The following is a 22,026-nucleotide window of genomic DNA, read 5'->3' on the forward strand; positions in this document are numbered from 1 at the left end:
AATTACAATAATGATCCATCCGCCACTTCCTTCGATAACACGAAGATTGTCCTTGCCTTCGGGCACTTTCTGCCCTTCACCGCTTTACGTTTCCACCCCTTCGCGCGGAGGACGGAGTGTACCCGTCGTTCGCACTAACAAGAGGGTGAAACATTATTAACCAGGGGAATTACAATGATTTCGAGCAAACTCAACTTGCTGACGCTGGCGGTCTCGCTGGGCATGGCCCAGGCGGCCATGGCGACTACCGTCACGGATCAAAACGACGCCAAGGGTTTCGTCGAGGATGGCAGTCTCAACCTGCATTTGAAAAACCAATACTTCGACCGCGATGTGAAAAACGGTCCGGCCGACCAGAAGGACTGGACTCAGGGGATCTTCGGCAATTACAGCTCAGGCTTCACTCAGGGCACCGTCGGCTTTGGCGTGGATGCCTTCGGTTACTGGGGGATCAAGCTCGACGGTGGCGCGGGCACGGCCGATACGGGTAACTTGCCGGTGGGTCGTAACGGTGAGCCGGAGAGCGATTACGCCAAGGCTGGCGGTGCGGTCAAGATGCGGATTTCCAAGACCGAGTTGCTCTACGGTGATATGCAACCGACCGCGCCGGTCTTCGCCGCCGGCGGTACCCGCCTGATTCCGCAAACCGCCACCGGCTTCAACCTGTTGAGCAGCGAGGTCAAGGATCTGGACCTGGAGGCCGGGCACTTCACCAGTGGTACCGGCGTGGTCAGCACCAGCAATGATCATTCGCTGTATGCCACTTATGCCAACGTGACCACCAGTGCCGTCAACTACCTTGGCGGCAAATACAAGGTCAATGACAACCTGAACTTCAGCCTCTATGGTTCTGAATTCGAAGACGTCTGGCGCCAGTACTACACCAACGGCAACTACACCCTGGGACTTTCGCCTGGACAGTCGCTGAACTTCGACTTCAATCTGTACCGGACCAATGACGAGGGGGCGGCCAAGGCCGGACCGATCGACAACACCGCGTTCTCCTTCGCCACGGCCTACACCTTCCTGACGGCGCATACCGTGACCCTGGCATTCCAGAAAATCCACGGTGACACGCCGTTCGACTACATCGGTTTCGGCACCAACGGCCGGGGTGATGGTGGCGACTCGATCATGCTGGCCAACTCCGTGCAGTACTCGGACTTCAACGGCCCGGGCGAGAAATCCTGGCAGGCGCGTTATGACCTGAACATGCTCAGTTACGGAGTACCGGGTTTGAGCTTCATGACCCGCTATATCTATGGTGACGATATCAACGGCACCAGGATGGCGGCGGACAGCGCCTATAACGCGCTGCACTACGGGGCCAATGGCACGCACCACGAGACCGATTTCGAAGCCAAGTACGTAGTGCAAAGCGGTCCGGTGAAAGACCTGGCGCTGCGCCTGCGTCAGTCGTTCCACCGCGCCAATGCCGACCAGCCTGAAGGGAACAACAACGAACTGCGCCTGATCGCCGATTACCCTATCTCGATCTTCTGATCATGGGCTGGGAAGAGGAGGGCTCAGGCGCTCTTCTTCCGCGTGTTCCAGCGGGCAGACGGCGGCTTCGGCTTCTGCCCGTGCCGCCTCGACGCGGTTCCTGCCCGCGCGCTTGGCCTGATACAGCGCGGCATCGGCCAAGCCATAGGCGCTGTCGAAACTGGTGCCCATGGGGCTGGCGCTGACACCGAAACTGGCGGTGATCCGCCGATTGACCGGCGGCCCGAAGATGTGTGAGGCAATCGCGCCACGCAGGGTCTCGGCGAGGGCAAGCCCTTCTTCAAGCGTTCCCGCCGGAATCAGTACGGTAAATTCCTCGCCGCCCACGCGCCCAATGAACCCCGCATTGCCCACCGCCCGGCGCAAGCAGCCGACGATGCCTTGAATCACCGCGTCGCCCGCCGGATGGCCGAACTCGTCGTTGATCAGCTTGAAGTGGTCAATATCCAGCACCACCATCGCCGCACCGGTTTTGCGCAGGGCTTGCACGGTCAGGTCAATGACCGCGCCGCGGTTCAGCACATCGGTCAACGCATCATGGGTGGCACGGTATTCAAGTTGCCGGGCGAGGGTCTGCAACTGGGCGTTGAGGGTGTTCATTTCGCGCTCGGCCCGGTCGCTGCGGCGTATCAGTCGACGTGTTTCGCGCATGAGTCGCTCGAAGTGCACGGTCAGTTCGCCGAGTGCCTGCTGGTACACCGGAGCCTCGGCTGCAGTCAGGGCCAGGATCGAACGGGCGTGTTCAAGGGCATCGGTTTCGCTTCTGAACAGATCGTGTGCGGCGTCATCCTGTGCGCCGGCGGAATTGACTGAAGCGGTCATGCTCATCATCCTTCTCCAGGGATCATTGGAGAGTCGTTGCGTGGTCGTTGAAGGTGATGGCGGTAAAGTCGGCCTTGAGCTCTTCACCGAATTCGAAAATCGTTTCGTCTTCTTCATCGTGGTACCAGTTCACCTGCATCTCGTTGCCTGATTGAGCGGCCTTGTCCAGAGCATCGAAAATGCTGAACAGCATCTTGGTGCTGGAACTGTTGAAGTAGGCCAGGGCAATGTGGGTCGTGATGGTGGTGTCCTCGCGGGTGGCGAGGTAGCTGCGCAGTTGCTGGAGGACGGGGGCATAGAAGGCGGCGGCATTTTCCGGGTAGGACTCGCCTTTTATCGTCAGCAGATTCTGATCGAAACGAAAGTCGACTTCCGGTGATGTGGCGGTTGCTTCAATGTAGAAATTATCCATGGCGATCGGGTCACTCTACTTAGATAGTGGCTTTAAGGCAGAACAGCGTGGTTCCCGGCTCGTCCGCTCTTGGGTAGAAATCGAACTCCAGCGGGGCACAGGCATCGCGTGCCATGGTCAGGAAGCCCAGGCCGGCGCCCTTGCTGTCCACGGGAGTTTCGGCACGCAAGGTCACTTTGTAGGCCTGCTTGATCTCTTCCAGTGACATGTTGCGCAGCGGTTCGAGCTTTTCCCGCAGACGGTCGACGTCGCTGGTGGCGATCGGGTTGGCGCAGAGCATCAGGTGCCGATCACCCTCCGCGCTGATGCACACCGCGCCTTGGCGCAGTGAGGACTCATCGTGCGGCTCGGTGGGCAACGAGTCGGAGGAGTAGTGGATGATGTTTTGCGACAGCTCGACGAAGGAGGAAAACAATTTACGCCGCGTCGGTCCGTTCACCCCGGAGATTTCCAATTGCAGCCTGACCACCTCGGCCATCGCGGTAATGATGGTGTGCGAGAAATAACCCATGTGATAGAAAATCACATTGCGCTGCTGGGCCAGGTCAAAAAAATGGCAATCGGGGTGAGCCGTATTCGAATTAATCATGAGTGTTTCCAAGACGCGCGCAGAAGAGGGTGAGGTCGTCACGCCGGGTTTGCTCTCCTTGCCAATTGGCCAGCGTGCGTTGCAAGGCTTCGCAGATGACGGTCGCTGGCTGATTGCGGTGTTCCACTATTGTGTCGAAGGCCTTGCTCTTGCCGAAGGCAATATTGCGCGGGCCGCCAATCTGGTCGGTCAAGCCGTCGGTGGCAATGAACACCAGGCTGGCCGGCGCCACTCTCACGCGGCTCAGTGGCCATTGGTAGTTGATGTCGCTGTCCACATAGCCGACGCCGACCCGCTGGCCGGCGAGGGTTTCCAACTGCTGGGCATCCGGCGGCAGGACGTGGAGCGACATGCGCGCGCCGGCAAAGCTCAGGGTTTGGCTGGCGCTATCGAACCAGAAAAAAGCCGCATCCAGGCCATCGTCGGACTCGGGTGTTTCATCGACGCCCTGGACTTGCCCCAGCAGTTCCTTGACGCTTTTGTTCACCGCCGATAATAGCGCCCCGGGATCGCGCGGCCCGAGCTGGACCAGCGCCTGGGTCAGCGAGGAGGAGGCGATCAGGGTCATGAAGGCGCCGGGAACGCCATGCCCGGTACAGTCGGCAATCGCCCCGAACCAACCATCGGGGTAGGCGCAGAAATGATAGAAGTCGCCGCCGACGACATCGCGCGGCTCCCACAACAGCACGGCATCGTCCAGGGTCGACTTCAGGGCATCCCGCGAGGCACGCAGCATGGCGCGCTGGATCACGCTCGCGTACTCGATGCTCTGCATGATCTGGCGATTTTTCTCGGCCTGCATGGCCGCGACCACTTCCATCAGTTGCAGGCCATTACCCAACCCGGCGAATTGGCCGTCGCGGGTGATGATAAAACCGTCCGCCAGAGTCTTTTCACCAAACTCCACGGTCTTGAACGTCAGCTCCTCGATGCTCATCCCGGCATCAACGATCAACGGCTCCTTGTCCATGAAGGCAATGCAGCTTTTCTTGTCGTACAGCTCGCGGTGAAACGGCTTGCTCATCATCGACAGGAAAATGTTGCGGTTGATCAGGCCGATAGGGCGCTCGTCTTCCAGTACCGCCAGGCACACGATTTCCTTGTGCGAGGTGAAGGTTTCCATCACCAGCGCGTTGGTGCTGCTGGAATCGATCACGGGTACTTCAATACACAGGTCACCGGCGCAGCGACGATCTCTAGGCCGCTGTGGACGCATAAAGGGGAGATTTTCTGCGCGCATGCTGGGGTCGCCGGGCGAAGTGAAGGCACAATGCTATCTGCGCAATGTGAAGCTTATATGACGGCCTCTTGCCTGGCTGTCGAGCGGGGGGCTTTGCTCCTGCTCGGGCAGCGCTTGACTTCTCTTTTTATATCAGTAACATACACGCCATTCCGCAATAGCTCAGTTGGTAGAGCAAGTGACTGTTAATCACTGGGTCCCTGGTTCGAGTCCAGGTTGTGGAGCCAGATAGAAGAAAAGCCTGCAGCAATGCAGGCTTTTTTTTGTGCGTTTTTCAGCCCTGCCGACCGGGAGCGACAGGCCCCTGGGCGGCAGGATAGCCTCAGCGCCGATCCAGCCAAACCGTCTGCGCATTGCAGAATTCACGGACCCCGAAGTGCGACAGTTCGCGGCCAAAACCGCTTTTCTTCACGCCGCCGAAGCTGACCCGTGGGTCGCTGGCACTGTAGCCGTTGATGAACACGCCGCCGCTTTCCAGTTCGCCCGCCAGCTTGCGGGCCAGTTCCAGATCCGCTGTATAAACGGTTGCCGTGAGCCCGAACTCGCTGTCATTCGCCAGTTCCAGCGCATGGGCGGCATCCCGCGCGGTGATAATGGACGCCACCGGGCCAAACAGTTCCTGTCTGAACGAGGTCATCTGTTCGGTGACGCTCGCCAATACCGTCGGCTCGTAGAAGTTGCCAGGTCCTGCGGCTTTTTTACCGCCGAGCAACAAGGTCGCGCCTTGCGCCAGGGTCGCCTGGACCTGTTGATCCAGTTCGTCACGCAGATCGAAGCGAGCCATGGGGCCGATGTAGGTGTCGCTGGCCATCGGATCCCCCACCACCAGGCGGCGAGTGGCGGCGACGAACTTCTCGGTGAAAGCCCCGACAACACCTTGCTCGACAATCAGGCGCTTGGCGGCCGCGCAGACTTGCCCGGTGTTCTGGTAGCGACCGACCACGGCGGCCTTGACCGCTTCGTCGAGGTCGGCGTCATTGAGCACGATAAAGGGGTCCGAACCGCCGAGTTCCAGCACACACTTCTTCAACGCCGCACCGGCTTGCGCGCCAATGGCCATGCCGGCTCTGACGCTGCCGGTGAGGGTGACCGCGACGATGCGTGGGTCGGCAATGGCCCGGGATACGCCGTCCGGCGTGACATTGATCACTTCGAAGACGCCTTCGGCAAAGCCGGCGCGCTTGAAGGCGTCCAGCAGCAGGTAAGCGCTGCCCATGACGTTGGGTGCATGCTTGAGCACGAAGGTGTTGCCGGCCAGCAGCGTCGGCACGGCGCCGCGCAGCACTTGCCAGATCGGAAAGTTCCACGGCATCACGGCCAGGATCGGGCCCAGTGGGCGATACTCGATGCGTGCTTTGCCGCCTTCCACCTGGGTTGGCTCGGCGCCGAGCATGGCCGGGCCGTGCTCGGCGTACCACTGGCAGAGTTGTGCACATTTTTCGATCTCGCCGCGGGCCTGGGTAATGGGCTTGCCCATCTCCAGGGTGATCATCTCGGCCATCGCGCTGGCGTTGTCGCGCAGGGCCCGGGCCAGGGCGACCAGCGCCTGCGAACGTTGCTCCAGCGGAGTACGCCGCCAGTGTGAGAAACCGGCCGCGGCACGGGCCAGGGCGGCATCCAGGGCCGAATCGGACTCGAACGGGTAGTGGCCGATCTGCTCGCCGTTGGCGGGGTTGATTGAAATGGCATGGGTGAGGCTGGAGATCGACGACATGGCACCGTCCTGCTGGGTGGGTATGGGCTCAGATTACGGTGGCATTGATTTTCTGAAAACTGAATAATGGTGAGCATATCATTCACGATTGGAGAATGACTTGGATCTGGTCCAGCTAGAGATTTTCAAGGCTGTTGCCGAGCACGGCAGCATCAGTGCGGCCGCCCAGCACATCCATCGGGTGCCGTCGAACCTGACCACGCGGATCAAGCAGTTGGAGCAGGATCTGGGGGTGGATCTGTTTATCCGCGAGAAAAGTCGCCTGCGCTTGTCACCGGCGGGCTGGAGTTTTCTCGACTATGCCCGGCGTATCCTCGACCTGGTCCGGGAGGCGCGGGCTACCGTGGCCGGTGAGGAGCCGCAAGGCGCCTTTGCCCTGGGCTCGCTGGAGAGCACGGCGGCGGTGCGTATCCCGCAGTTGCTCGCGGCCTACAACCAGCGTTACGCCAAGGTCGAGCTGGACCTGTCCACCGGCCCGTCCGGGACCATGATCGATGGGGTGTTGTCCGGGCGCCTGGCCGCCGCGTTTGTCGACGGGCCGGTGCTGCATCCGGCGCTGGAAGGGGTGCCGGCGTTCGAGGAGGAGATGGTGCTGATCGCGCCGTTCCAGCATGCGCCGATCCGCCGCGCGCAAGAGGTCAACGGCGAAAGCATTTATGCGTTTCGCGCCAACTGTTCCTACCGGCACCACTTCGAAAGCTGGTTTACCCAGGACGGCGCGGTACCCGGCAAGATCCATGAGATGGAGTCCTATCATGGCATGCTCGCCTGTGTAAGTGCCGGAGCCGGTCTGGCGCTGATGCCCCGCAGCATGCTCGAGAGCATGCCCGGCTGCAGTACCGTGAGTGTCTGGCCGTTGAGCGAGTCCATGCGCTACCTGCGCACCTGGCTGGTGTGGCGCCGGGGCACGGTATCGCAAAGCCTGAGCATGTTCGTGCGTTTGCTCGAGGAGTGCGGTGTGGTTCGCGAGGAGACCTGAGAGGCCAGCGGCTTTGGCTGGCTCGTCCTGGCGCGGATGAAGGGCGCGACCCGTCCGGTGGGTTTGATTTTCGTGTGGATGGGGACGGCTATCCACTGCTTTGACATCAACGGGGCAAGGGATTAACTTCGCGGCTTTTTACCCGGACTGCAAAAAGGTTACGGGGAGTCGCAACCTATTGTTAAGGAAGGGCACGATGGCGGAAATGGCACAGCAGGACGATTTGTTTCAAACTGACAAGCGACTCTCCCTCAAGCCGGTGACGGACTTCAATGCCTTTGTGCTCCAGGCGTTTGCCGACGGGCCTTGTCAGTGTGCGCGTTGCCTGGCGGGCGTGGGTGTCGAAACCGGCTACGCTTTCCAGCACAGCTTCGAGCTGGGCAAGGTGGTCAACCGCCAGTTCGCCAGGACCAGCCCAAGCGAGGTGCTCCTGGCGCTGAAAAAAGCCTGGTTGTCGTTCTTCAAAAGCGAACTGGCGATTCCCGGCCTGCTGGACCTGTCCAGGGTGCATGAGTTCTTGACGCCCGAGTTGCATGTTCGGTTGCGTCCGTTGTTGCTGGCTTGTGGCCTGATCGTGGAGCAAGAGGGCGGGTGGATGTTGCAGGCGGTCTTGGAGTAGAGCGGCATCGCCAAGAGGGTCGGCATGCTCCCTGCTGGCGGTGTTATGACGATCGTCAGCAGACGTCGTCCGCCAGGTGATTTTATGTCTAGACTCCTCTGTGCAGTGCAACAGGTCTTTATTGTTTACGGTCCTGGATGAGGCCGGACGCTTGTTTCACCTGGGAAAGGTAGTGAGCGTAGTCAGAGAGTCAGCTCCCCGTCGTGTTGAAACGGCTTTCGAATGCCAGTGAGCAGGCGTTTGAGTCGTGGGGTACGTACACGCGTGCCCCGATAGTCATAGCGCGCAGTCGATCGCACCAGCACCCCTACGAAACCGCCAATTCGCGAACGGCCAAGGCAATGCGCTGGCTGTTCGAATGGGAGAGTGTCATGACTTGCCACCTGGCGGGCGCGCGACCCGGCTCAATCAAACGCGGCGCGCGACCCGGCTCAATCAAACGCTACCGCTTGTTCGCCCGGACTTTGCTCATGCTGGTATTGGTCGCCCCGGGTTCATGGGCGGCGGAGAGCCTTTTGACGATCCAACCCGCGCAGTCCTTGCGGCAGATGCGGCCAACCAACGACCCGGCGCTCGCCGCCATTCTGGGGGTCGAGGCTTTTGCCTCGGTGTCCCTGGCGCAGGCCCATGCGCAACTGATATCCGATCAGCTCGATGTGCTCGAAATACCGCTGGGGGATGGTCGGACGGTCGAAGCACATAAGCTGTCCTATCGGACGAACCTTTCCGGCCAGTCCATCTGGCGCGGAGAAATAGCCGAGTCCGGCGCGCGCGCGGAGGGTGGGGCCGAGAGTGAGGTCCCCGTCGATGAGCAGAACTCAGTCATTCTGGTGCGCGATGCCGAGCAGATTACCGGGTCCATCCGGGTCGGCGGTGAACTCTACAGAATCCTCCCACTCAGGGGCGGTGGGCAAATCATCGTCAAGGTCGATGCGAGCAAGCAACGAAGCTTTGGTGAAGAGCACGATCATGGGTCGGATGTCATTCGCTCCGAGCTGCCGCCGGAAACCGTGGAGTCGACTGTCGTGCCACGTGCTCGTGATGGCATCAGCACCATTCGGGTCATGATCGTCGCCACACCGCTGGCCGTGGATAAACTCGGTGGCGGGACCTCGGGCCTGCAAGCGCTCGGCACATTGGCGCTCGAGGAGTCGAACCAGTCGTTTATCAACAGCGGTATTTCGGCCCGGTTCGAGAGTGCCGGCACCTATATCCTGGATTATCGCCAGGAGGCCCTGGCCGACAGTGACCTGTTGCTGGACAAGATTGAAAGTCGATCCGACCAGGAACTGGGTGTTCCTGTATGGAAATTGCGCGATGAGCATCGCGCCGATCTGGTGGTGTTGCTGGCGGATATCCGTTCCTACTGTGGCATGGCCACGCTGAATGCGAGCAAGGCGACGGCCTATGGGGTGGTTGCCTGGGAGTGCCTGTCGGGCGATGTGACGTTCCAGCATGAAATCGGCCACAATATCGGCGCGGACCACACGCCGGAAGAGGCGCAAGGTAACGCCTTTCCCTATGGCTCCGGCCATTTGCAGGATTCAGTTGCCCCCCGCTGGTCCACGATCATGGCGCCGTCCTGTCGTCTGTGCGCGGTGCTCAACTATTGGTCGAATCCCTACCGCACCTATCATGGCCTGCCCATGGGCGTGGTGAATGTCAGTGACAATGCCCGGGTCTGGGCATTGCGGGCGCCCGTCGTCGCCAACTTCTATCCCGATCCGGTGGCGGCGAGGCCACCCGATGCGGTGGCCCATGCGCAACCTTCCGCTGTCGTGGGTGAACAGGAGGTCCGGCTGGACGGCGCTCAGTCCTCCGATCCGGAGGGGGGAACGCTGAGCTATCGCTGGGAGCATACCGGAGGGGCGCCGGAGGTTCGCATCACCGGTAGCTCGTCGAAGATCGCGCGGGCGCGCATTCCGGCGGTGGGCCGCAGCAGCCGGTTCACCTTCCGTCTGACGGTCACCAATAGCCATGAGCTCAGCGACAGTCACGAAGTGACGGTCACCGCCGAGCCTCTGTTGCCACCGGACATTGTCATCAACGGGGCGACGTCGGTGCGTTCCGGTGATCCGGTGACACTTGATGCGTCAGGTTCCAGCGCTTCCAACCCCGGTGCTTCGCCTTTACAGTTCGAGTGGGCGCTACCCTCTGGAATCGCCGAAGCGGTTATCGATGGAGCATTCTTGCGCTTCACGGCACCGACGGTCCCCGACAATCGCTTGTATCGGTTCGAGGTCACGGCCAGCGACGGCAAGGTTTCCGCCAGCAAGCCCCATACCTTGACGGTGACTCCGCGATCCGGTGGCGGGGAGGATTGTATTCCGAGCGATCCGAGCGCCGCGCAATACCCGCGATGGGACACGCTCAAGACCTACGTCGGCGGTGATACGGTGCAGTACAACGGCGTGGTGTGGCGAGCCGGGTGGTCGACGCGCGGCGTGTCGCCGGATAAAGTTGATGCCTTCTCTCTGCTCAGCAACCTGCCAGTGCCCTGGCAGGCTGGACGCCCCTATGTGGCGGGCAACCAGGTGATTCACGAAGGCAAGTTGTACCAGGCCAAGTATTGGGTGAACACCAAGCCACCCGGTATCGCCTGGGCATTGCTCGGCGATCACGCCTGTCCGTGAACCATTGCTGGAACAGCACCCCGAACCCGCTCGGGGCGCTGTTCCGCTACGCGCTGAACAGCTGCGCGATCAACCAGAGATTTGCTGCGCTGATCGCCACGAACACCGCCCAGGCGAGGCCCTTGGTGTACCAGCGATTGACGAACTCGCCCATCAGGCGTTGATCGCCGGTCATGCGGATCAACGGATACAGCGCAAACGGCAGTTGCAGGCTGAGGACCACCTGGCTCAACACCAGCAGCTTGCCCACGGCCGCCTCGCCCATCAGCCAGACGCCAATGAACGCTGGGATCAGCGCCAGGCCACGGGTGATCAGGCGGCGTTGCCAGCAGGGAATCTTCAGGTTCAGGTAGCCTTCCATGATCACCTGGCCGGCGATGGTGCCGGTAAAGGTCGAGCTCTGCCCGGATGCCAGCAGGGCGATGCCGAACAGGGTGCTGGCGAAGGCGCCGCCCACCAGCGGGTCGAGCAGGTGATAGGCGTCCTGGATCTCCACTACTTCGGTATGCCCGCTTTGGTGGAAGGCCGCCGCGGCCAGGATCAGGATCGCCGCATTCACCAGCAAGGCCAGGGCCAGCGAGCCGATGGTGTCGATTCGCGCCAGGCGTACCGCATCCTGGCGGCTGGCGAGGTCGCTGCCGATCAGCCGGGTCTGCACCACCGAGGTGTGCAGGTACAGGTTGTGCGGCATCACCGTGGCCCCGAGAATGCCGATGGCCAGGTACAGCGGAGCGGCTTCGCCGATGGCCGAGAGGGAGGGTTTGAAGCCCTGGAACACATCGGGCCAATAAGGCTTGATCAGCACCAGTTCAATGAAAAAGCACACGCCGATGGTCGCCACCAGCACCAGCATGATCGCTTCCAGGCGCCGGAAACCGCGGTTTTGCAGGGCCAGGATGAGCAGGGTGTCGAACGCCGTCAGAACGATGCCGAAGGTCAGTGAGCAACCCAGCAACAGATGAAAGGCCAGGGCGCAGCCGAGGACTTCGGCGAGGTCGGTGGCGATGATCGAGACCTCCGCCAGCAACCACTGGAGTTTGGCCGAGCGCGGGCTGTAGCGTTCCCGGCAGAGCTGCGCCAGGTCGCGGCCGGTGGCGATTCCCAGGCGCGAGCAGAGGCACTGCACCGCCATGCCGGTGAGGCTGGCAAGCAGCACCACGAACAGCAGGTTGTAGCCGTAACGCGAGCCGGCCTCGATCGCCGTGGCCCAGTTGCCCGGGTCCATGTAGCCGATGGAAATCAGCAGGCCGGGGCCGGCGAAACGCAGGACGCGCTTGAAGAACGGCGCGCCGCGATCAACGGCAATCGAGCCCTGTACTTCAGACGGACAGAAGGGGGCGGTGGCGACTTTCGGCAGACTGAATTTCACACGACGATCCAGGACAACGGGCGGGGAAACGCCAGCTTAGACGTTTGGCGCAAACAGCCCAAGCTATCGGGGCGATTGAATCTGCAAAGCGCAAGATAGTCCGTGGGGCGGTGCTTGTCGGATCGCCGCACCGCCGCGAAGCTTCTGGCGGCCTCACGGTTGCCACTGCGCAACATCGCCGCTGAGTTTGCGGTCGAGGAAACTTGCCGCGCAGACCGGCGGCAGGTCGGTGATTTCCACTACCGCGCGGGTACTCAGCCAACGGGTTTGCAGGACGTTGGTGTCCGGCAGGTAGATCTGTTCGCGGCGGGCATCGGGCAGGTCCGGGGCGAGCTGGAAAATCCCGGCTTCGGGGCGGTCCAGCAGGGCGCAGAAGATTGCCGGACTGTCGAAGGTCGGCCAACAGAAAAAGTCGACACTGCCGCGGTCATTGATCAGCGCGGCGCTGCCCATGTCGTCGATGACGCCGTGAGCCTCGATCGCGCTCCGGGGTTCATTGGAAAGATCGACCATGGCCGCGAAACTCCGGGTAGAGAGGCATGCTGCTGTCGGCGCATGCGTTTTGCATGCACTTACCTGAGCTGACTGGCATTCCCGGGCGGAGTTCAGGCGAGTCGGGGCTTATTGCTCCGGTTCGCTGGATGGCGCCGGGTCAGCGCCATAGTGCTGGCCCAGTTCGACACGTTTTTCCTCGACCCAGCCGGTGAAGTCGTCACCGTCCTTGGCGATGTACATGACCTGGGCCCAGCCGTCCTCGGTGCTGGCATACACCGTGAGGCCGTCGCCGGGAACGACGAAGACCTTCTTGGTGATACAGGCGCTGTTGGGGGCGCTGTGGAAATACGCCCGGCCCTGGCCGATGACCTTGCCTTCGACGGGTGGGCGGTAGCTGCCAGCTTCGACATTGGCTTTTTCATGCAGGGCGGCGCAATCGATGGCGGCTTCGGCCGCCTGGGTCCAGGGCGAGAGGCTCAGCAGCAGGCAGGCAAGGGGGAGCTGGCGGGCGGTGCGTTCCATACGGGTGGTTGTCCATCAGGGGTTGTCGGAAGGCGGCGAGCATAATGTACGGACTCGTTGTTTATCCACCGGGAAGGGCCACCGGCGTGAGTACCGGCTGGCCGGAAAAATACGCCAGCAGGTTCTCGACCACCAGTGTCACCGTGGCTTCGGAGGCCTCTGGCGACAGGCCGGCCACATGGGGTGTCAGCACTACGTTGGGCAAGCCCTTGAGGACCTCCGGTACGTTCGGTTCATCGTCGAACACGTCCAGTGCGGCGCCAGCGAGGCGGTCCTGCTGGAGCGCGTCCACCAGGTCGTCGGTCACCACCACGCTGGCGCGGGCAATATTGACCAGGAACCCCCGCGGCCCCAGGGCTTCAAGGGCCTGTCGGCCGATCAGACCATGGGTGCCGGCGCCGCCCGGCGTGGCGATGATCAGGAAGTCGGAGGCCAGTGCCAGTTCGGTGATCGTGGCGCAATAGTGATAGTCGATATCCGGGCGCGGATGCCGGTTGTGATAGCTCACCGTCATATCGAACCCCTGGGCCGCGCGTTGGGCAATCGCCTGGCCCACCGCGCCCATGCCGAGGATACCCAGGCGCTTGCCGGCCAGCGATGGGCGCGTCAGCTTGCGCCACTCGCCGCGGCGCACCGAGGCATCGGCCCGGGGAATATCCCGGACCAGCGACAGCAGCAGGGCCATGGCGTGATCGGCCACGGGCGCGGCGTTGGCACCGGCACCGTTGGTCACGACGATGCCGCGTTGCGCCGCGGCGTGCAGGTCGACCTTTTCATAGCCGGCACCGAGCACGCAGATGATCTCGAGCTTGGGCAGGGCAGCCATTTCATCGGCGAACAGCCCCAGCGGGCCGCGGGTCAGCACGATGTTGATGCGCTCGCCATGGCTCGCGATGGCTTCCGCGCGCAGGGCTGTGGTCGGTGCCAGGATCAGTTCGAAGCCGTGCTTCTGGATGATCGGCAGGTAGTCGTTGACGCTTTCCACGAGGACCAGCACCACGTTGCTCATGTGTTTCTCCGGGCCGTATCGATCAAGTATGACCGTGGGCTCTCGCCCCGCCGGTCATTGAGCTCAATGGTCGATGCTGTGGTGGATGAGTTCAAGCATTTCTCGTGGACAATCGCTTCGTCAAGGCCATCGGAATCAATGCGCTTCCCCAGCCTTGATCCCCGCCGGCAGCGCCTTGGTCAACAGTACCGACAACATGCTGATCCCCAGGGCGATCCCGACAAAATGGAAGGCGTCGTTGTAGGCCATGATCGACGCCTGCTGATGGGTGATCTCGCTCAGCTTGCCCAGCGCCGCGCCGTCGCTGCCCAGCTTGTCCGAAAGCAGCGCGAGGCGCTCGGCCACTTGCGGATTGCCGGGCACGACCGCCTCACGCAAGTAGTCGAAATACTCCTTGGTCCGCGCATCCAGCAAGGTGGCGAGCAGGGCGATGCCGATAGCCCCACCGAGGTTGCGCAGGATGTTGAACAGGCTCGACGCCGACCCCGCATCCTCGGGCAGGATATAAGCGGTGGCGATCAGCGAGATGGTCACCATGATCAGCGGCTGGCCGAGGGCCCGGATGATCTGGATCTGGTTGAATTGCGGGCCGGCGAAGTCCGGGTTGAGTACCCCGGAGGAAAAACTCGCCAGGCCGAACAAGCCGAAACCCAGGGTGCAGAGCAGCTTCGGCGAGACGAATTTCATCAGTTTGGGCACCAGCGGGATCAGGAACAACTGTGGCACCCCCATCCACATGATCACCTCGCCGATCTGCAGGGCGTTGTAGTTCTGGATCTGCGCCAGGTACAGCGGCAGCAGGTAGATCGAGCCATACAAGCCCACGCCCATGCCCAGGCTGGCAATGCTGGACAGGCCGAAGTTGCGGTTTTGCAGGATGCGCAGGTTGATCAGCGGGTGAGGTTTGGACAGTTGCAGAATGACGAAGGTGATCAGGCTCAGCAGGGCAATGCTGCCCAGCGTCACGATCAGGTTCGACTCCAGCCAGTCCTTGCGATGACCTTCCTCGAGGAACACTTGCAGGCAGCCCAGGCCAATGCCGAGGCTGACGATCCCGGCGTAGTCGGTGCTCTTGAGCAGTTCCCAATGGGCTTCTTTCTTCTCCAGGCCATAGAGCAGGCCGCCGATCATGATCAGGCCGGGCGGGATGTTGATGTAGAAAATGTACTGCCAGCCCCAGTTTTCCGTGAGCCAGCCGCCGAGGGTCGGGCCTATGGAGGGGGCAAAGGTGGCGGTCATGGCGAACATCGCCATGCCCTTGGCGCGGTGGTGTTCCGGCAGCTTGATCAGGGTCAGGGTGAATGCCAGCGGAATCAGCGCGCCGCCGGTAAAGCCCTGCATTGCGCGGAACACGATCATGCTTTCCAGGCTCCAGGCCATGGAGCAGAGCATGGACGAGGCGAGGAACCCCAGCGAGACCCAGACCGCCAGGCGCCGCGCCGAGAGCAATTGCACCAGCCAGGCGGTGAGGGGAATCATGATGATTTCCGCCACCAGGTAGGAGGTGGAGATCCATGAGCCTTCTTCCAGGGTCGCGGACAGGGCGCCCTGGATATCCTTGAGCGAGGAGTTGGTGATCTGGATATCGAGCACCGCCATGAAGGCGCCCAGCATCACGCTCATCACCGCGATCCAGTCCCGGCGGGTCGGCTCGCCCGCTGGCCGGATCAGTTGATCACCGGCCATGCTGGGTGTCGAGGATATCGACCTTCACGGTCACCGACATGCCCGGGCGGATCCTGCCTTGCAGCGGATTGTCGGCGGCAAAGGTCAGCTTGACCGGAATGCGTTGTACCACCTTGGTGAAGTTACCGGTGGCGTTGTCCGGCGGCAGCAGGCTGAATTGGGCGCCGGAGGCGGCGAACAGGCTCTCGACCCGGCCCTGGATCGGCGTGTCCGCATAGGCGTCGAAGAGCAGGGTGGCGCTCTGGCCCGGTAGCATGTGGCCGATCTGGGTTTCCTTGAAGTTGGCCTGGACCCAGATGTCCTGGTCCGGGACGATGGACAGCAGGTAGGCGCCGGTCTGCACATATTGGCCGTTGCGCGCCGCGCGCTGGCCGACGAGGCCGCTGATGGGCGCGTGGATTTCGCTGCGGGTCAGGTTCAGTTCGGCTTGGGCCAGGTCGGCACGGGCATTGGCGATCTGCGCGTCGAGGCGCTTGAGCTCGGCGCTCAGGGCGTTGACCTGCTGACGCTGGCTTTGCAGGTCGGCCTGGGCCTTGGCCACTTGCGAGCGGGCGATGTGGTTGTCGGCTGAGAGGGTGGTGACCCGTTCCTCCGAAACATAGCCGGGCTTGCGCAAGGTCTGGGCGCGGTTCAGGTCGAGCTGCGCACGGCCGAGGCTGGCCTGGCTGGAGGCCACCTGGGCATCGGCGGCGGCGATCAGGCTGGCTTGCTGGGTCAGCTTGCTCTGGGCCTGCAGTCGTTCGGCTTCACGGGTGGCGAGGGTGGCATTGGCACGGTCGACGGCGAGCTGGAAGTCGGCGCCTTCGAGCCGGACCAGCAACTGGCCCTTTTCCACATGCTGGTTGTCCGTCACCAGTACCTGGTCGATGCGTGCGCTCAACTGGCTGGAGACCCGGGTGATCTCGCCCTGGACATAGGCATTATCGGTGCTTTCATAAAAGCGCCCCTTGAAGAACCACTGAGCGAAAAAACCAGAGGCAATCAGCAGGACCAGGAACAGGAAAATAGACAATCGACGCTTGAGTTGAGCGGGCATGGGCAGGCAACACATCAAATGTAAGTGAATTTTACGGTAGCCGAATCTGGCACAGCAGTCCCAGCGGGTAAATGCTGCTGCTGGAGAAAGCCCGGCTTTTGGGGCCTGGCGCCATTTTTAGACCAGAGCTTGGCTTATATGCCCTCTACCGGATGCCCTGCGCTGGAGCCTGGATGGCTACGCCTGTTACCATTCGCCCTTGTTTTTATCTCGACTGCTTTATCTCGACAATGAGACCGCCCATGACCACCGTTCGCACGCGCATCGCGCCATCGCCCACCGGCGATCCCCACGTCGGCACCGCCTACATCGCCTTGTTCAACTACTGCTTCGCCAAGCAGCATGGTGGTGAGTTCATCCTGCGCATCGAGGACACCGATCAGTTGCGTTCGACCCGCGAGTCCGAGCAGCAGATTTTCGATGCCCTGAACTGGCTGGGTATCACCTGGTCCGAAGGACCGGATGTCGGTGGTCCCCACGGCCCGTATCGGCAGAGCGAGCGTAGCGAGATCTATAAGCAATACACCCAGCAACTGGTGGACATGGGCCATGCCTTCCCGTGTTTCTGCACCGCTGAAGAGCTGGACCAGATGCGCGCCGAGCAGATGGCTCGTGGCGAGACCCCGCGTTACGATGGCCGCGCGCTGCTGCTGTCGAAGGAAGAAGTGGCCCGCCGCCTGGCGGCCGGCGAACCCCATGTGATCCGCATGAAGGTACCGAGCGAAGGCGTCTGCGTGGTGCCGGACATGCTCCGTGGCGACGTCGAGATCCCGTGGGACCGCATGGACATGCAGGTGCTGATGAAGACCGACGGCCTGCCGACCTACTTCCTGGCCAACGTGGTCGACGACCACCTGATGGGCATCACCCACGTGCTGCGTGGCGAAGAGTGGCTGCCGTCGGCGCCCAAACTGATTCTGCTCTACGAATATTTCGGCTGGGAACAGCCGCAGCTGTGCTACATGCCGCTGCTGCGCAACCCGGACAAGAGCAAGCTGTCCAAGCGCAAGAACCCGACTTCGGTGACTTTCTACGAGCGCATGGGCTTCATGCCCGAGGCGATGCTCAACTACCTGGGCCGCATGGGCTGGTCGATGCCCGACGAGCGCGAGAAGTTCTCGTTAGAGGAAATGGTCGAGCACTTCGACCTGTCCCGTGTATCCCTGGGCGGGCCGATCTTCGATATCGAGAAGCTGTCCTGGCTCAACGGCCAGTGGCTGCGTGATCTGCCTCTGGAAGAGTTCGCCGCCCGCCTGCGGAAGTGGGCGTTCAATCCGGACTACCTGATGAAGATCGCGCCGCTGGTCCAGGGCCGGGTCGAAACCTTCAGTCAGGTCGCGCCGTTGGCGAACTTTTTCTTTGCCGGTGGCTTGCCGCTGGATGCCAGGCTGTTCGAGCACAAGAAGCTTTCGGCCGATGACGTGCGCAAGTTGATGCAGTTGCTCCTGTGGAAGCTGGAGAGCCTGCGCCAGTGGGAAAAGGACAGCATCACCGCGACCATCCAGGCGGTGGTCGACTCCCTGGAGTTGAAGCTGCGCGATGCCATGCCGCTGATGTTCGCCGCGATTACCGGGCAGGCCAGTTCGGTGTCGGTGCTTGATGCCATGGAGATCATTGGCCCGGATCTCACGCGTTTCCGTCTGCGCCAGGCCCTGGATTTGCTCGGTGGGGTATCGAAGAAAGAAAACAAGGAATGGGAAAAGCTGCTGGGCGCGATTGCCTGATCAGCGACAAGGGCCGCTTGCGAAGGTGGCCTTGAAGGGTTTACCCCCGGTTTTACCGGGGCAGGGCGGTAAGTGGTTGTTATGCCGACAAAAAACTTTCAAAAAGTTTGAAAATAAGTTTGACAGCTCCCCGATACGCCCTTAAGATTCGCCCCGTCCTCACCGATGAGGGGCTATAGCTCAGCTGGGAGAGCGCTTGCATGGCATGCAAGAGGTCGACGGTTCGATCCCGTCTAGCTCCACCAATTTACACTTCAAGGCCTGGCCACACCGGTTTTGGAGTTGTTGTAGGAGCCAGCTTGCTGGCGATGATATCGACGCGGTTTTCTATTAAGCCGCATCGCCTGGATCGCCAGCAGGCTGGTTCCTGCAGAAGTTAGAAGGGTTTGCGTCCCCTTCGTCTAGTGGCCTAGGACACCGCCCTTTCACGGCGGTAACAGGGGTTCGAGTCCCCTAGGGGACGCCAGTTTTACAGAAGCGATGTTGCAGGTTGATGTCGCTCCGCCTCCGAGGCGAAAAATCCGGGGCTATAGCTCAGCTGGGAGAGCGCTTGCATGGCATGCAAGAGGTCGACGGTTCGATCCCGTCTAGCTCCACCAATTTACACTTCAAGGTCTGGCCACACCGACCTTGAAGCTGTAGGACCAGCAGCTTACTGGTGATGATATCGGCGCGGTGTTTTGTTAAACCGGATCGCCTGGATTGCCAGCAAGTTGGATCCTGCAGAAGTTAGAAGGGTTTGTGTCCCCTTCGTCTAGTGGCCTAGGACACCGCCCTTTCACGGCGGTAACAGGGGTTCGAGTCCCCTAGGGGACGCCACGATTGCCCGCTCTGCGGGATTTTATAAGGGTCATTCAATTCTTGAATGACCCTTTTGTTTTTCTGGCGTTTGGCCCTTTGCCCCTGCCTTCCATTCCTTGATAGCCATGCCTTCATACCCGGGACTCGGACCAGTGGTCAAAATAAAACCTTGCGGAAAAATATTATGCGAATAATATTTCACTGTAATGTCTGGAGGTAGCAATGAGCGACAAGAAAGCGCAAACCCGCGAGCGCATCCTGCAGGCTGCCAGTAACGCCCTGATCCAGCGCGGCCCGGTCGAGCCGAGTGTCAGTGAAGTGATGAGCGCCGCCGGTTTGACCGTGGGTGGTTTCTACGCGCACTTCGAGAGCAAGGACGCGCTGATGCTGGAAGCGTTCAAGCAATTGCTCGCCCAGCGTCGGGTCAGGATGAGCGAGGTTGACAGTCAGTTGCCGGGAGAGGAGCGGCGTGCCCTGCTCGCGGCGTTCTATCTGTCGCGCAAACACCGTGACGCGGTCCAGCAGGCGTGCCCGATCCCCTCGATCGTCGGTGAGATGGGCAACCTGCCGGAGTGTTTTCGCGAGGCGCTGAACGAGCATGTGGAACTGATGGTGGCGCACCTGGCGGGCAGTCCCGAGGACACTGACAAGGCCCTGGCCGATATCGCCCTGATGATCGGTGGACTGGCCATGGCCCGGGCGTTGGGGCCGGGCGAGTTGTCCGATCGACTGCTGCGTGCCGCCAAAACGGCGGTGATCTGAAGGATGTTCCGTTACACTGCCGCGGTCTTTGATTCGACCGGGAGTGGTACATGAGCTGGGATCTGGCGACACCCTTCATCCTTGATTTGCAGGTGGCCGACGAGGATATCGACGGCCTCGGGCATGCCAACAATGCGGTGTATGTCGCCTGGCTGGAGCGTTGTGCCTGGCGTCACTCGCAGCGCCTGGGCCTGGACCTTGCCGAGTACCGGCGCCTGGACCGGGCCATGGCGGTGGTCCGTCATGAGATCGACTACCTGGCCGCCGCCTATGAAGGCGACGAGTTGCAGTTGGCGACCTGGATCGTCGACTGGGACCAGCGCCTGAAAATGACCCGGCGTTTCCAACTGGTCCGTCCCAGTGACAATCTGACCCTGTTGCGCGCGCAAACCACCTTTGTCTGTATCGAGTTGTCCAGCGGCAAGCCCAAGCGCATGCCGGCGGAATTTCTCGACGGTTACGGGCCCGCCGTGCAGTCGGTCTGAGGGCGTACCGGTTTTGTCCGCAACCCCGTAAACTGCCGCACTTTTCCGATGGTCGCTTTTTTCGATGACCGTTTTTTTCTATGAGAGTACCCATGCAAATTGCCCTGGCACCCATGGAGGGGTTGGTCGACAACATCCTGCGTGATGTGCTGACCCGTGTCGGTGGTATTGACTGGTGTGTCACCGAGTTTATCCGGGTCAATGACTCCCTGTTGACGCCTGCCTACTTCCACAAGTTCGCTCCGGAGCTGCTGAGCGAGGCCCGCACGGCTGCCGGCGTGCCGCTGCGGGTGCAACTGCTGGGCTCCGATCCGGTGTGCCTGGCGGAAAATGCGGCGCTGGCCTGCGAGCTCGGTTCGCAGGTCATCGACCTGAATTTCGGTTGCCCGGCCAAGACCGTGAACAAGTCCCGGGGCGGGGCGGTGTTGCTCAAGGAGCCTGAGTTGCTCAATGCCATTGTCGAACAGGTCCGCCGCGCGGTGCCGGCGCATATCCCGGTGACGGCCAAGATGCGCCTGGGGTTCGACAGCCCGGATGGGGCGCTGGTTTGTGGCACGGCCTTGGCCGAAGGCGGCGCGGCGCAGATCGTCGTGCATGCCCGGACCAAGGTCGACGGCTACAAGCCGCCGGCTCATTGGGAGTGGGTGGCGCGAGTGCAGGAGGTGGTCAAGGTGCCGGTGTTCGCCAATGGCGATATCTGGTCGGTGGAGGACTGGCGGCGCTGTCGCGAGATCAGCGGCGCCGAGGACATCATGCTGGGTCGTGGCCTGGTATCGCGCCCGGACCTGGCCCGGCAGATCGCGGCGGCCAGGGCCGGCGAAGAGGTGGTGGCGATGACCTGGGCCGAGTTGCAACCGTTGCTCCGCGACTTCTGGGTGCAAGCGCTGGCGCAGCTTACGCCACGCCAGGCCCCTGGTCGCTTGAAGCAGTGGCTGGCGATGTTGACGCGTAATTATCCCGAAGCCGTGGCGCTGTTCGGCATCATGCGCCGCGAGACTGATTGCGCGACGGTTGGACGTCTGTTGAATGTACCGTTGCCCGAAGCCGCCTGAAAAAATTCACGACGATCTCTTGAAATGCCTGGGCGAGTTCCTATCTAGGGAGTACGCGATGCCGAATTCGGGTCGCGGACTTAACCACTCGCTGAATTTCAGGAGATTGACATGACTACCGCATTTTCGCTGGCTCCGCTGTTCCGTTCTTCCGTCGGCTTCGATCGTTTCAACGATCTATTCGAAACCGCACTGCGTAATGAGCCGGGCAGCAGCTATCCACCCTACAATGTTGAAAAGCATGGCGACGATCAGTATCGCATCGTCGTGGCCGCCGCCGGTTTCCAGGAAGAAGACCTGGAACTGCAGGTTGAGAAAGGCGTGCTGACCGTCAGTGGCGGCAAGCGCGAAACCAAGGCCGAGAACGTCAGCTACCTGCACCAGGGCATTGCCCAGCGTGCCTTCAAGCTGTCCTTCCGCCTGGCTGACCATATCGAGGTCAAGGCCGCGGGCCTGAGCAACGGTCTGTTGAATATCGACCTGCTGCGGGTCGTCCCGGAAGAGGCCAAGCCAAAGCGCATTGCGATTAATGCCGGGCAACAGCCGGCGCTGCAGCACTAAGCACTAGCCTGCT

Annotated in this window: 19 protein-coding genes, 5 tRNA genes and 1 pseudogene; 14 read left to right on the plus strand and 11 right to left on the minus strand. The window is 61.5% G+C overall.

Annotation, left to right across the window (positions count from 1 at the left end; genetic code table 11):
• Positions 1–174: 174 nt before the first annotated feature.
• Positions 175–1,503, plus strand: a complete 1,329-nt coding sequence (locus tag PFEN_RS23200) for an OprD family porin (protein WP_191489002.1) — start codon at positions 175–177, stop codon at positions 1,501–1,503.
• Here PFEN_RS23200 and PFEN_RS23205 read toward each other — a convergent pair whose 3' ends face one another.
• From PFEN_RS23205 to PFEN_RS23220, 4 genes are read right to left on the minus strand one after another with little or no spacing between them, the layout of a single operon-like run.
• Entirely contained in the window at positions 1,504–2,325 is an 822-nt protein-coding gene (locus PFEN_RS23205) for a GGDEF domain-containing protein (protein WP_191489003.1), read from the minus strand. It lies immediately after the preceding gene.
• A 22-nt stretch (positions 2,326–2,347) separates the two neighbouring features.
• On the minus strand, positions 2,348–2,737 hold the full coding sequence (locus PFEN_RS23210; protein WP_191489004.1) for a DUF1987 domain-containing protein: 390 nt from the start codon (positions 2,735–2,737) through the stop codon (positions 2,348–2,350).
• A gap of 19 nt (positions 2,738–2,756) precedes the next feature.
• Positions 2,757–3,326 (minus strand): SiaB family protein kinase, encoded by a 570-nt coding sequence (locus PFEN_RS23215; protein WP_191489005.1) that lies wholly within the window; start codon positions 3,324–3,326, stop codon positions 2,757–2,759.
• Positions 3,319–4,542, minus strand: coding sequence for a SpoIIE family protein phosphatase (locus tag PFEN_RS23220; RefSeq protein WP_191489066.1), 1,224 nt, complete (start codon positions 4,540–4,542; stop codon positions 3,319–3,321). The genes PFEN_RS23215 and PFEN_RS23220 overlap by 8 nt, the downstream gene beginning before the upstream one ends.
• A gap of 175 nt (positions 4,543–4,717) precedes the next feature.
• On the opposite strand from PFEN_RS23220, the gene PFEN_RS23225 reads away from it, so the two are divergent.
• Positions 4,718–4,793, plus strand: a tRNA-Asn gene (locus PFEN_RS23225).
• A gap of 95 nt (positions 4,794–4,888) precedes the next feature.
• On the opposite strand, the gene PFEN_RS23230 is transcribed toward PFEN_RS23225, so the two are convergent.
• A complete protein-coding gene (locus PFEN_RS23230; protein ID WP_191489006.1) occupies positions 4,889–6,280 on the minus strand; it encodes an aldehyde dehydrogenase family protein in 1,392 nt (463 codons plus the stop codon).
• Positions 6,281–6,380: 100 nt separating this feature from the next.
• Between PFEN_RS23230 and ptrR the strand changes: the two genes are divergently transcribed.
• The 3 genes from ptrR (at position 6,381) to PFEN_RS23245 (ending at position 10,511) form a co-directional block, all read left to right on the plus strand.
• A complete protein-coding gene (gene ptrR, locus PFEN_RS23235) occupies positions 6,381–7,259 on the plus strand; it encodes a putrescine utilization regulator PtrR (RefSeq protein WP_191489007.1) in 879 nt (292 codons plus the stop codon).
• A 196-nt stretch (positions 7,260–7,455) separates the two neighbouring features.
• Positions 7,456–7,878, plus strand: a complete 423-nt coding sequence (locus tag PFEN_RS23240) for a hypothetical protein (protein WP_191489008.1) — start codon at positions 7,456–7,458, stop codon at positions 7,876–7,878.
• Positions 7,879–8,393: 515 nt separating this feature from the next.
• Positions 8,394–10,511, plus strand: coding sequence for a PKD domain-containing protein (locus tag PFEN_RS23245; protein ID WP_224771052.1), 2,118 nt, complete (start codon positions 8,394–8,396; stop codon positions 10,509–10,511).
• 46 nt (positions 10,512–10,557) lie between these two features.
• Here PFEN_RS23245 and PFEN_RS23250 read toward each other — a convergent pair whose 3' ends face one another.
• The 6 genes and pseudogenes from PFEN_RS23250 to PFEN_RS23275 form a co-directional block, all read right to left on the minus strand.
• Positions 10,558–11,880 carry an Nramp family divalent metal transporter gene (locus PFEN_RS23250; protein ID WP_191489010.1) on the minus strand — a complete coding sequence of 441 codons (1,323 nt, stop codon included), beginning with the start codon at positions 11,878–11,880 and terminating at the stop codon, positions 10,558–10,560.
• 222 nt (positions 11,881–12,102) lie between these two features.
• Positions 12,103–12,393, minus strand: a pseudogene (locus PFEN_RS23255) (trehalase-like domain-containing protein); the annotation flags it as partial.
• A 108-nt stretch (positions 12,394–12,501) separates the two neighbouring features.
• Positions 12,502–12,897 carry an SH3 domain-containing protein gene (locus PFEN_RS23260; RefSeq protein WP_191489011.1) on the minus strand — a complete coding sequence of 132 codons (396 nt, stop codon included), beginning with the start codon at positions 12,895–12,897 and terminating at the stop codon, positions 12,502–12,504.
• A gap of 61 nt (positions 12,898–12,958) precedes the next feature.
• Positions 12,959–13,906, minus strand: coding sequence for a 2-hydroxyacid dehydrogenase (locus tag PFEN_RS23265; protein ID WP_191489012.1), 948 nt, complete (start codon positions 13,904–13,906; stop codon positions 12,959–12,961).
• A gap of 135 nt (positions 13,907–14,041) precedes the next feature.
• Positions 14,042–15,532: an MDR family MFS transporter gene (locus tag PFEN_RS23270; protein WP_191489067.1), complete on the minus strand. Its 1,491-nt coding sequence runs from the start codon at positions 15,530–15,532 to the stop codon at positions 14,042–14,044.
• A gap of 49 nt (positions 15,533–15,581) precedes the next feature.
• Positions 15,582–16,628 (minus strand): HlyD family secretion protein, encoded by a 1,047-nt coding sequence (locus PFEN_RS23275; protein ID WP_191489013.1) that lies wholly within the window; start codon positions 16,626–16,628, stop codon positions 15,582–15,584.
• Positions 16,629–16,870: 242 nt separating this feature from the next.
• Here PFEN_RS23275 and gltX point away from each other — a divergent pair, with 242 nt between their 5' ends.
• From gltX to PFEN_RS23320, 9 genes are all read left to right on the plus strand, one after another.
• On the plus strand, positions 16,871–18,352 hold the full coding sequence (gene gltX / locus PFEN_RS23280) for a glutamate--tRNA ligase (protein WP_191489014.1): 1,482 nt from the start codon (positions 16,871–16,873) through the stop codon (positions 18,350–18,352).
• Positions 18,353–18,521: 169 nt separating this feature from the next.
• Positions 18,522–18,597, plus strand: a tRNA-Ala gene (locus tag PFEN_RS23285).
• Positions 18,598–18,742: 145 nt separating this feature from the next.
• Positions 18,743–18,818, plus strand: a tRNA-Glu gene (locus PFEN_RS23290).
• 57 nt (positions 18,819–18,875) lie between these two features.
• Positions 18,876–18,951 (plus strand) — tRNA-Ala (locus tag PFEN_RS23295).
• A gap of 144 nt (positions 18,952–19,095) precedes the next feature.
• Positions 19,096–19,171: transfer RNA gene (locus tag PFEN_RS23300), tRNA-Glu, on the plus strand.
• 204 nt (positions 19,172–19,375) lie between these two features.
• On the plus strand, positions 19,376–19,915 hold the full coding sequence (locus PFEN_RS23305; RefSeq protein ID WP_191489015.1) for a TetR/AcrR family transcriptional regulator: 540 nt from the start codon (positions 19,376–19,378) through the stop codon (positions 19,913–19,915).
• Positions 19,916–19,965: 50 nt separating this feature from the next.
• Complete coding sequence (locus PFEN_RS23310; protein WP_191489016.1) at positions 19,966–20,400, plus strand: acyl-CoA thioesterase; 435 nt, start codon at positions 19,966–19,968, stop codon at positions 20,398–20,400.
• Positions 20,401–20,492: 92 nt separating this feature from the next.
• Entirely contained in the window at positions 20,493–21,452 is a 960-nt protein-coding gene (locus tag PFEN_RS23315; protein WP_191489017.1) for a tRNA dihydrouridine synthase, read from the plus strand.
• A gap of 111 nt (positions 21,453–21,563) precedes the next feature.
• The gene (locus PFEN_RS23320; RefSeq protein WP_191489018.1) at positions 21,564–22,013 is read left to right on the plus strand and encodes an Hsp20 family protein; all 450 of its coding nucleotides are present in this window, start codon (positions 21,564–21,566) and stop codon (positions 22,011–22,013) included.
• Positions 22,014–22,026 lie beyond the last annotated feature (13 nt).

The sequence above is a fragment of the Pseudomonas sp. FEN genome, assembly GCF_904067045.1.
GTDB lineage: Bacteria > Pseudomonadota > Gammaproteobacteria > Pseudomonadales > Pseudomonadaceae > Aquipseudomonas.

Excerpts from the sequence above, each read along its gene's own strand:
- PFEN_RS23315 (WP_191489017.1), top strand. The coding sequence starts at position 20,493 with ATGCAAATTGCCCTGGCACCCATGGAGGGGTTGGTCGACAACATCCTG.
- PFEN_RS23320 (WP_191489018.1), top strand. The coding sequence starts at position 21,564 with ATGACTACCGCATTTTCGCTGGCTCCGCTGTTCCGTTCTTCCGTCGGC.
- PFEN_RS23215 (WP_191489005.1), bottom strand. The coding sequence starts at position 3,326 with ATGATTAATTCGAATACGGCTCACCCCGATTGCCATTTTTTTGACCTG.
- PFEN_RS23200 (WP_191489002.1), top strand. The coding sequence starts at position 175 with ATGATTTCGAGCAAACTCAACTTGCTGACGCTGGCGGTCTCGCTGGGC.
- PFEN_RS23205 (WP_191489003.1), bottom strand. The coding sequence starts at position 2,325 with ATGACCGCTTCAGTCAATTCCGCCGGCGCACAGGATGACGCCGCACAC.
- PFEN_RS23265 (WP_191489012.1), bottom strand. The coding sequence starts at position 13,906 with ATGAGCAACGTGGTGCTGGTCCTCGTGGAAAGCGTCAACGACTACCTG.
- PFEN_RS23240 (WP_191489008.1), top strand. The coding sequence starts at position 7,456 with ATGGCGGAAATGGCACAGCAGGACGATTTGTTTCAAACTGACAAGCGA.
- PFEN_RS23220 (WP_191489066.1), bottom strand. The coding sequence starts at position 4,542 with ATGCGTCCACAGCGGCCTAGAGATCGTCGCTGCGCCGGTGACCTGTGT.
- PFEN_RS23310 (WP_191489016.1), top strand. The coding sequence starts at position 19,966 with ATGAGCTGGGATCTGGCGACACCCTTCATCCTTGATTTGCAGGTGGCC.
- PFEN_RS23260 (WP_191489011.1), bottom strand. The coding sequence starts at position 12,897 with ATGGAACGCACCGCCCGCCAGCTCCCCCTTGCCTGCCTGCTGCTGAGC.
- PFEN_RS23230 (WP_191489006.1), bottom strand. The coding sequence starts at position 6,280 with ATGTCGTCGATCTCCAGCCTCACCCATGCCATTTCAATCAACCCCGCC.
- gltX (WP_191489014.1), top strand. The coding sequence starts at position 16,871 with ATGACCACCGTTCGCACGCGCATCGCGCCATCGCCCACCGGCGATCCC.
- PFEN_RS23210 (WP_191489004.1), bottom strand. The coding sequence starts at position 2,737 with ATGGATAATTTCTACATTGAAGCAACCGCCACATCACCGGAAGTCGAC.
- PFEN_RS23305 (WP_191489015.1), top strand. The coding sequence starts at position 19,376 with ATGAGCGACAAGAAAGCGCAAACCCGCGAGCGCATCCTGCAGGCTGCC.
- PFEN_RS23275 (WP_191489013.1), bottom strand. The coding sequence starts at position 16,628 with ATGCCCGCTCAACTCAAGCGTCGATTGTCTATTTTCCTGTTCCTGGTC.